This is a genomic window from Sphingobacterium sp. UBA6645 (genome assembly GCF_002455685.1).
Classification (GTDB): domain Bacteria; phylum Bacteroidota; class Bacteroidia; order Sphingobacteriales; family Sphingobacteriaceae; genus Sphingobacterium; species Sphingobacterium hotanense.
Map to the genome: position 1 here is coordinate 1 of NZ_DKLH01000036.1, position 8,484 is coordinate 8,484.

The 8,484-nt window shown below is 39.4% G+C and carries 8 protein-coding genes; 5 read left to right on the plus strand and 3 right to left on the minus strand.

The genetic code is table 11. From position 1 onward, the window contains the following. Positions 1-69 precede the first annotated feature (69 nt). Positions 70-2,853, minus strand: a complete 2,784-nt coding sequence (gene leuS / locus B2400_RS05905; RefSeq protein ID WP_149526029.1) for a leucine--tRNA ligase — start codon at positions 2,851-2,853, stop codon at positions 70-72. A 221-nt stretch (positions 2,854-3,074) separates the two neighbouring features. Between leuS and B2400_RS05910 the strand changes: the two genes are divergently transcribed. The 5 genes from B2400_RS05910 (at position 3,075) to B2400_RS05930 (ending at position 7,073) form a co-directional block, all read left to right on the plus strand. Beyond that, positions 3,075-3,953: a cell division protein FtsX gene (locus B2400_RS05910; protein ID WP_149526030.1), complete on the plus strand. Its 879-nt coding sequence runs from the start codon at positions 3,075-3,077 to the stop codon at positions 3,951-3,953. 23 nt (positions 3,954-3,976) lie between these two features. Continuing rightward, on the plus strand, positions 3,977-4,228 hold the full coding sequence (locus tag B2400_RS05915; protein WP_149526031.1) for a DUF3098 domain-containing protein: 252 nt from the start codon (positions 3,977-3,979) through the stop codon (positions 4,226-4,228). A 5-nt stretch (positions 4,229-4,233) separates the two neighbouring features. Then, a complete protein-coding gene (locus tag B2400_RS05920; RefSeq protein ID WP_149526032.1) occupies positions 4,234-5,052 on the plus strand; it encodes an undecaprenyl-diphosphate phosphatase in 819 nt (272 codons plus the stop codon). 294 nt (positions 5,053-5,346) lie between these two features. Continuing rightward, on the plus strand, positions 5,347-6,075 hold the full coding sequence (gene truB / locus B2400_RS05925) for a tRNA pseudouridine(55) synthase TruB (protein WP_286652505.1): 729 nt from the start codon (positions 5,347-5,349) through the stop codon (positions 6,073-6,075). Positions 6,076-6,092: 17 nt separating this feature from the next. Continuing rightward, positions 6,093-7,073: a bifunctional riboflavin kinase/FAD synthetase gene (locus B2400_RS05930; protein ID WP_149526034.1), complete on the plus strand. Its 981-nt coding sequence runs from the start codon at positions 6,093-6,095 to the stop codon at positions 7,071-7,073. Between the two features lie 123 nt (positions 7,074-7,196). On the opposite strand, the gene B2400_RS05935 is transcribed toward B2400_RS05930, so the two are convergent. Both B2400_RS05935 and B2400_RS05940 read right to left on the minus strand, forming a co-directional pair. After that, the gene (locus tag B2400_RS05935; RefSeq protein ID WP_149526035.1) at positions 7,197-7,478 is read right to left on the minus strand and encodes a helix-turn-helix domain-containing protein; all 282 of its coding nucleotides are present in this window, start codon (positions 7,476-7,478) and stop codon (positions 7,197-7,199) included. 156 nt (positions 7,479-7,634) lie between these two features. Continuing rightward, positions 7,635-8,102, minus strand: coding sequence for a hypothetical protein (locus B2400_RS05940; protein ID WP_293931779.1), 468 nt, complete (start codon positions 8,100-8,102; stop codon positions 7,635-7,637). Positions 8,103-8,484: the final 382 nt, after the last annotated feature.

An 8,484-nucleotide genomic window follows, 5' to 3' on the forward strand; every position in this document is an offset into this window, starting at 1 on the left:
CATGCTGGGCACACAAAAAAGAGCGCTGCTTCCGCAACGCTCTTATATCTAATGTCTATTATCTAATATCTAAACCACAATATTAATAATCTTACCCTTCACGAAGATAATCTTCTTAACAGGCTTGCCGTCGATGTACTTCTGCACATCGGCATTTTCTTTAAGGATTGCCTCAACTGCAGATTGGTCAAGATCTAATGCAAGCGGAAGATTCATCTTCATCTTACCATTGATCGAGACAGGATATGCAAACTCGCTCTCGACTAGGTATTCTGGGTTGAATTTAGGATATTCTGCATAAGAAATTGTTCCAGGCGCATTTCCTAATAAGCTCCAAAGCTCCTCGGTGATATGCGGTGCATAGGATTCCAAAACAATAATCAAGTCTTGAAGAATTTTACGCTTATTGCATTTTAAATCTGTTAGTTCATTCACACAGATCATGAACGCAGAAACTGATGTATTGAATGAAAAGCGCTCGATATCTTCTTCTACTTTTTTGATGATCTTATGTAATGCCTTATATTCCGCTTTGCTAGGCTCTTCATCCGATACTTGGAAATTACCTTCAGCATCATGGAATAGGCGCCATACCTTACGTAAAAATTTATATACACCTTCTATTCCATTGGTATTCCATGGCTTAGCCTGTTCCAATGGACCCAAGAACATCTCATACAGACGTAGGGTATCCGCACCATATTGACTGATGATATCGTCTGGATTGACTACGTTGTATTTTGATTTCGACATCTTCTCTACCTCAGTGCCACAAATGTATTTCCCGTTTTCTAGGATAAACTCAGCATTAGTAAAGTCTGGTCTAAACTCTTTGAATTTTTCTAAATCAAGCACATCGTTGTGGACAATATTTACATCCACATGCAATGGAACCGTGTTATACTGATCTTTTAAACCTAAGGAAACAAAGGTATTCGTCCCGCGACCTTCCTCATCCAATAAACGATAAACGAAGTTTGAACGGCCTTGAATCATACCTTGGTTGATCAACTTCTTGAATGGCTCCTCCTCATTGTGATAACCCATATCTTTCAAGAACTTGTTCCAGAAGCGTGAGTACAACAAGTGGCCCGTAGCATGCTCAGAACCACCGATATATAAATCGACAGCTTTCCAATAATCGACAGCATCCGGCGATGCAAACTGACCCTCGTTTTTAGGATCCATGTAGCGGAACCAATACCATGAAGAACCCGCCCATCCTGGCATCGTGCTCAACTCGTACTCGTACTCATCCTGATATTTCCAGCCCTCGGCGCGACCTAAAGGAGGTTCTCCAGTTTCCGTAGGCAAATACTTGTCGACCTCAGGAAGCAATAATGGAAGCTCCTCTTCTTTGATCAAATAAGGAAGATTGTTTTTGAAATATACCGGCACAGGTTCACCCCAATAACGCTGACGACCAAAAATCGCATCGCGCATACGGAAGTTGATTTTCGCTTTACCCAATTTTAAGGACTCTAAGCGTTCAATTAAGGCAGGTACAGCCTCCTGATACGTCATTCCGTCGATAAAATCAGAATTGATGTATTTTCCATCTTTGTTCGGGTCTGCTGCTTCTGAAATATCTTGCGAATCAGAAATAGGGATAATAGGCAGGTTGAAATGCTTAGCAAATAAGTAATCACGTTGATCGCCCGATGGAACAGCCATAACAGCTCCAGTACCATAACTTGCCAAAACATAGTCTGCAATCCATATTTGTACATCCTCACCGGTGATTGGATGCTTCGCATAAGACCCCGTAAATGCGCCAGATACGGTTTTCGCATCTGCCATACGATCTAGCTCCGATTTCTTCGAGGTCTTCTCAATATACGCCTCTATTTCAGAACGTTGTTCATCCGTAGTTAAAGAAGAAACTAACTCGTGCTCGGGTGCCAAAACCACAAAGCTAACACCAAAAATCGTGTCCACACGGGTCGTGAAGACTTCAATATTTTCATTTAACTGAGGCACTGGGAATTTAACACTTGCCCCAACAGATTTACCAATCCAGTTGCGTTGCATTTCCACCAATGGCTCTGGCCAATCGATGGTATCCAAGCCTCTCAACAATCGGTCTGCATACGCAGTAATGCGCATAGACCATTGCATCATTTTCTTTTGCTCAACAGGAAATCCACCACGCTCGGAAACTCCATTAATTACCTCATCGTTCGCTAACACAGTTCCTAATGCCGGACACCAGTTTACTGTACTTTCACGTAAGTAAGCTAAACGGTATTTTAATAATTCCGTCTGTTGCTCCTCTTCAGAGAATGCATTCCATTCCTCCGCTGTAAAAGATAATACATCCTCATCAGCCTCGGCATGGATGCCTGAAGATCCGTTAGATGCGAAATGTTCTTTCAACGAAGCGATAGACTCTGCTTTGTCGCTCGTTTTATTATACCAAGCATCAAAAGCTTGCATAAAGATCCATTGCGTCCAACGGTAGTAATCCGGATTGGACGTGCGAACCTCGCGACTCCAATCATAGGAGAAACCAATATTATCTAATTGCTCACGATAGCGTTGGATATTCGTCTCCGTTGTAATAGCCGGGTGTTGTCCCGTTTGAATTGCATATTGTTCAGCTGGAAGTCCGAACGAGTCATAGCCCATTGGGTGCAGCACATTGAAGCCTTTAAGACGTTTATAACGTGAGAAAATATCTGAAGCAATGTAGCCAAGTGGGTGCCCTACGTGCAATCCTGCTCCGGACGGATAAGGAAACATGTCAAGAACATAATATTTAGGCTTTTCTGTAGACTCCTCTGTTTTAAAGGTTTGATGGTCTGCCCAATACTTTTGCCACTTTTGTTCAATAGATTGATGATTATACTCCATGATTGTATGTAAGAAATATATAAGAGATGCGAAAATAGCGATTTTAGCCTAATAAAGCATAAAAGTTTTTTATTCTATACAATAAATTCTGATATTCGTTGTTAGAATTTAAGTGAAGGGAAATTATTCGTATCAAGGAATGCTTAATGCTTTTATTACATTAAATATTCGAGGTATGCCACGAATTATGTACTTTCGCATCAGTAAATTAAAACTACTATATGTCAGTGATCGAACAGGGTTCACCAAGAAAAAAAACTAAATCGGTATATGTTTCCACAGTAATCAGTATTGCACTTGTGCTATTGATGACTGGTCTTTTAGGTTTAATACTCGTTCATGCCAAAAACCTCTCCCGTTACGTTAAAGAAAACATCGTATTAAATGTTATCGTGAATGATAATGTTAGTGAAGGTGATGTATTGACGCTACAAAAGGACTTAGAAAAAGACCCTTATGTACTTCGCTCGGAGTATGTGAGCAAGGAACTTGCTGCTAAGAATTTGAAAGAGGATCTAGGCGAAGACTTCGTTGAGTACTTAGGCCATAACCCGCTCCTTCCGTCGGTTGATATCTATTTAAAGGAACAATACGCGAATAGCGATAGTATCCAAACTTTTATTGATAAAGTAGGTAAAAACAGTCGTATCAAAGAGGTTGTGTATCAAGAGTCCTTGATCGACATGGTGAACAAGAATATCCGTATCATCAGTATCGTTATTCTTGCGTTTACTGCTATCCTTTTGATTATCGCCGTAGCATTGATCAACAACACCATTCGATTGGCCATATACTCTCAGCGCTTCTTGATCAAGAGTATGCAACTTATTGGTGCAACCAAGAATTTCATTCGTCGTCCGTACATCATGTATGGAATTGCGCATGGACTAATCGGTTCTTTAATCGCTATTCTTCTTTTAGTGATCACCCTGCATTTTGCGCAGAAGCAAATCCCAGAATTGGTGATCCTACGCAACTGGTATGAGTTTGCTGTTATCTTCATATTCGTTATTGCATTAGGGATTCTAATTGCCGCAGCGAGCACATATTTTGCAGTTACGAAATACTTACGTGCAAAATCAGCTAGTCTATACCGATAATATCAATTGTTAATCTTCATATAATGAGCCAAACAGTTAAGAAAAAAGTAAACAACACAGAAGCTGCTAAAGGGCAGTTTGTATTCCAAAAGATAAACTATCAATTATTTATTCTTGCTATTGTTGTAGTAGCAATAGGCTTTATTTTAATGATGGGTACTGAAGATATCTATAGCTTTACCAAAATTACACTTGCTCCACTTGTCGTAGTATTGGGTTTTGCTTTAGGATTTGTAGCTATTCTTTATAAACCTAAAAACAACAAAGCAGACTAATAAGAATGAATTATTTTGAAGCCATTATCCTTGCTATCGTTGAAGGATTAACCGAATACTTACCTATTTCGTCAACCGCCCACATGGGCTTTACTGCCGCCCTTATGGGGATGGAGGAAAGCGAATATTTAAAGATGTTCCAGGTGTCTATACAGTTTGGAGCCATTCTTTCCATTGTCGTATTATACTGGAGAAAATTCTTCGACCTAAAGAATCTAAATCTATATCTTAAATTAGCCATTGCAGTAATTCCAGCCTTGGTGTTAGGTAAATTATTCGATGATAAAATCGAAGCCGTATTAGGCAATCAGGTAGCGATTTCAGCAGTATTAGTATTAGGTGGTGTTATCCTGTTATTCGTCGACAAATGGTTTAAGAACCCAACAATAACCGACGAGAAGCAAATTCCTATTAAAAAAGCATTAATCATCGGTTTCTGGCAATGTTTGGCGATGATGCCAGGTACATCCCGCTCCGCAGCATCTATCATTGGTGGTCTGACACAGGGTTTGGATCGTAAAGCAGCAGCAGAATTCTCTTTCTTCCTTGCTGTACCAACCATGCTTGCCGTAACGGTTTACTCTATCTTCGTTAAAACATGGGGCGAAGGAACAGCACAAGCGCAAAAGGGATACGAGATGATCATGGCAAGCAATGAAAATATTATCGTATTCATTATTGGAAACGTCGTTGCCTTCGTTGTCGCGATGATCGCCGTGAAAACATTCATCAGCGTATTGACAAAATATGGTTTCAAATTCTGGGGCTGGTATAGAATCATCATCGGTATCTTTTTATTGGTATTCTTCTGGAACCAACAATAAAAATGACGAATTAACATATACAGGATAGCCGCTAAACAGCGGCTATTGTTGTTTTGGATGGATAAGATTAACTAGGCATCCTTTCTCCTTTCTATAATTATGGTAAAAAAATGCGCCCCCTATCCTAACATTCATCTATCCTGACATACATCCCACAATTAAATCGGATACATCCGAATAATATTCTTATTTTTGCAGAAAATTTGAAGTTTCCTAAACGAAAATTGTCATTTTACTTATATCCAAATACGACAACAAACAGAACAATAATCAGGAAGCCGATAAAGAAACGGAATGGAGAACACGAGTAAATTAAAAGAGCATACAGATTTTAATTTTGCACAAGGCGAATTGTTGTTGATCGACAAACCGCTCACCTGGACAAGCTTCGACGTTGTCGGAAAATTACGAAACAGCTTAAAGCCGCTAAAATTAAAAGTTGGGCATGCCGGAACACTAGATCCATTAGCGACAGGCTTGTTGATTGTTTGTACTGGAAAAATGACCAAACAAATTGACACTTTTCAAGCTGAGGATAAGGAATATATCGGTACCTTTACTATTGGAGCGACCACACCGTCGTATGACCTTGAAACCGAAATTGAAAACACTTCCGATATCAGCCACATCAGCGAACAGCAAGTTCATGAAGTTGCAGCGACTTTTCTTGGCGAACAGGAACAGTATCCGCCGGCACACTCCGCAATTAAGATAGGTGGAGAGCGCGTTTATGAGAAAGCTCGTCGTGGCGAAGAAGTTGAACTGAAAGCTAGAAAGGTAAATATCTCCGCATTTGAAATTGTAGATGTGGAGTTCCCCATCGTACATTTTAGGATAAGATGCAGCAAGGGCACATACATCCGATCCATAGCTAATGACTTTGGGGTGAAACTAGGTGTTGGAGCTCATCTATCTAGTCTTCGAAGAACAAAAAGTGGAGACTTTGATGTTAATAATGCATGGGAGCTTACCGAATTGATAGCAATCATTCAGAAAAACAAAAGCTTAGAATTACACAAATAAGAAGCATATAACACAGCATGAAAATATATAGAAATCTGGACGAATTCGAACCATTGGATTTTGCCATTGTTACCATTGGCACTTTCGATGGGGTTCACGTCGGCCATCAAAAGATTCTAAACAAAATAACGGAGTTAGCGAAGCATAACACCGGCGAATCGGTGCTATTGACCTTCTACCCTCACCCACGTTTGATAATCAATCCTGACGACGATTCTTTACGTCTAATCAACGATATCGAAGAGAAGGTAGAGCAATTAGCATTAGCAGGAATCGATCACCTCATCATCACACCATTCACAAGAGACTTTTCTAACCAGACGCCCGAAGAATATATCTCGAATGTATTGGTCAATAAGATCGGTTGTAAAAAGATCGTCATCGGATACGACCATCACTTCGGAAAAGATCGCAAAGGAACCATCAAAGAACTGATCCACTATGCAAGTATTTTCGATTATACTGTAGAGGAGATTCCAGAACAGGATATCGAAGATGTAGCAGTTTCATCGACAAGAATTCGCGAATCATTGATCAAAGGTGATATCGACACCGCAAATAAGTATTTGGGCTATCCCTTTGAATTAACGGGAACCGTTATCCGTGGCGACCAAATCGGTAGAGAAATTGGTTTCCCTACAGCGAACTTACATATTCATGAAAGCCATAAACTGATCCCTGCATATGGTATTTATGCGGTGGAAGTGGAAGTATATCCGAGAGCCGCAGATATTGGTACGGGCGAGTATTATCAGCCAGAACCAGAACGTATAGCAAAAGGGATGTGCTATATCGGCACAAGACCAACGGTTGATGGAATGAATCGTAAGATCGAAGTTAACCTTCTAGATTTTAACGACGATTTATACAGTAAGAGCGTACGTGTGAAATTCTTATCGTTTATTCGTCATGACCAATGGTTTGAAAGCTTAGATTTGATGAAAGACCAGATCAAGAAAGACGAAGACGCCATTCGAAACTATTTTCAACAAGTATAATCAATAAAAAAGCATCGGTTTCAGAACTGATGCTTTTTTTTAAACGGTCAGTCTATAATATTGTGGCGGTGTTTGACTGAATATTTAGACCACTTCTCGATTGATCATTTATTTACCCCTTCCTCACAACAAATCTAAGTCCTGAAGTTTACGACCGAAAACGTCGTCTGCTGCAAGTTTTAAGAAATCATCTTGAAGGCTTAAGACACGTAATACATTGAAATATGCACCCATAGCAACACTAGTATGACCCTTTTCGACCAGATACAATGTAGAACGTGCTATACCTGCTCGCTCTGCTACCTGTACAGCAGTCAACTTACGACGTTTCCGTGCTAGTTTAATATTCTCTCCCATCTGTTCCAATATAAATTGGAACTTGGGTAATACAGGTTGTCTTCTCATTTAAATGTTCGTTATTCCAATCAAAAATAATGATTATGATTGAAATAACGAACAATGAATGCATTATACTATTTGAACAAAATATCGTGTCATTTTCAACGAAATTAAAATTGGAAAGTCAAAAACCTGCGGTTGAGGTATTCAGCATAAAACTCTTTATCGCAGCAAGGAATTCAGGTATTCTTGACCTATTGGACTGGCAACCGGATATTCCTCTTCTTGCTCCTTTTTCATCTTTCCAATTTCCCCTTCCACATTAATTGCGGCGATGGGAGTCGTAAAATAATCGTTCGCTTTCTGTAAATATTTGTTATAAATGTTAAACAGCGTATCTGATACATTGATATCCTTACCTGAGGATATTCTTAACACATATTGATTACGGACCATATCGATATTCCAATAGATTCGATAGATTACCGCTTTAATATCGCGCATAGCCTCATCAGGAATCTTTTTAATACCGGTCGCATAGTCGATGTCGTTAAAATATTTCATATCGACCTCAATATATTGATCGCTTTTCGCCAGCGACTCTACGTTCGGCTCAACATGTTTCGAAGACTGACATGCTAATAATGACATGATCAGTACTAGGGCAATTAGAATAATTGGATTTTTCATAACAAATATTTTAATGGTCAATTTTATAGTGCTGAGATTGCTGAAATAAGGATTTACCTACAGAGTAAGCCTACCCTAATGAGCGATTCGACAAAGGAAGCAGCCGAACAGATAATCAACATCTCATTCAAATTTATCGTTTTAAACCCTATAACGAAATATATTATCCTACAACTTACATACTATAAAAAAGCGTTTCATAGAAAAAATAGCTTCTCATATCCCCCCTCCTCAATTACCGATTGCAGGAGACACAAAATTTTTATCGCAATGAATAATCGATTGTACCATATGACCAGTTTGGGTCTCTCCTATTGATGTCCTAATACAAACCCCAATCATAGCCCCTCTAAAAGGGCTATGATTGGGGTTTGTATTGGGT

Excerpts from the sequence above, each read along its gene's own strand:
- leuS (WP_149526029.1), bottom strand. The coding sequence starts at position 2,853 with ATGGAGTATAATCATCAATCTATTGAACAAAAGTGGCAAAAGTATTGG.
- B2400_RS05910 (WP_149526030.1), top strand. The coding sequence starts at position 3,075 with ATGTCAGTGATCGAACAGGGTTCACCAAGAAAAAAAACTAAATCGGTA.
- B2400_RS05915 (WP_149526031.1), top strand. The coding sequence starts at position 3,977 with ATGAGCCAAACAGTTAAGAAAAAAGTAAACAACACAGAAGCTGCTAAA.
- B2400_RS05920 (WP_149526032.1), top strand. The coding sequence starts at position 4,234 with ATGAATTATTTTGAAGCCATTATCCTTGCTATCGTTGAAGGATTAACC.
- truB (WP_286652505.1), top strand. The coding sequence starts at position 5,347 with ATGGAGAACACGAGTAAATTAAAAGAGCATACAGATTTTAATTTTGCA.
- B2400_RS05930 (WP_149526034.1), top strand. The coding sequence starts at position 6,093 with ATGAAAATATATAGAAATCTGGACGAATTCGAACCATTGGATTTTGCC.
- B2400_RS05935 (WP_149526035.1), bottom strand. The coding sequence starts at position 7,478 with ATGAGAAGACAACCTGTATTACCCAAGTTCCAATTTATATTGGAACAG.
- B2400_RS05940 (WP_293931779.1), bottom strand. The coding sequence starts at position 8,102 with ATGAAAAATCCAATTATTCTAATTGCCCTAGTACTGATCATGTCATTA.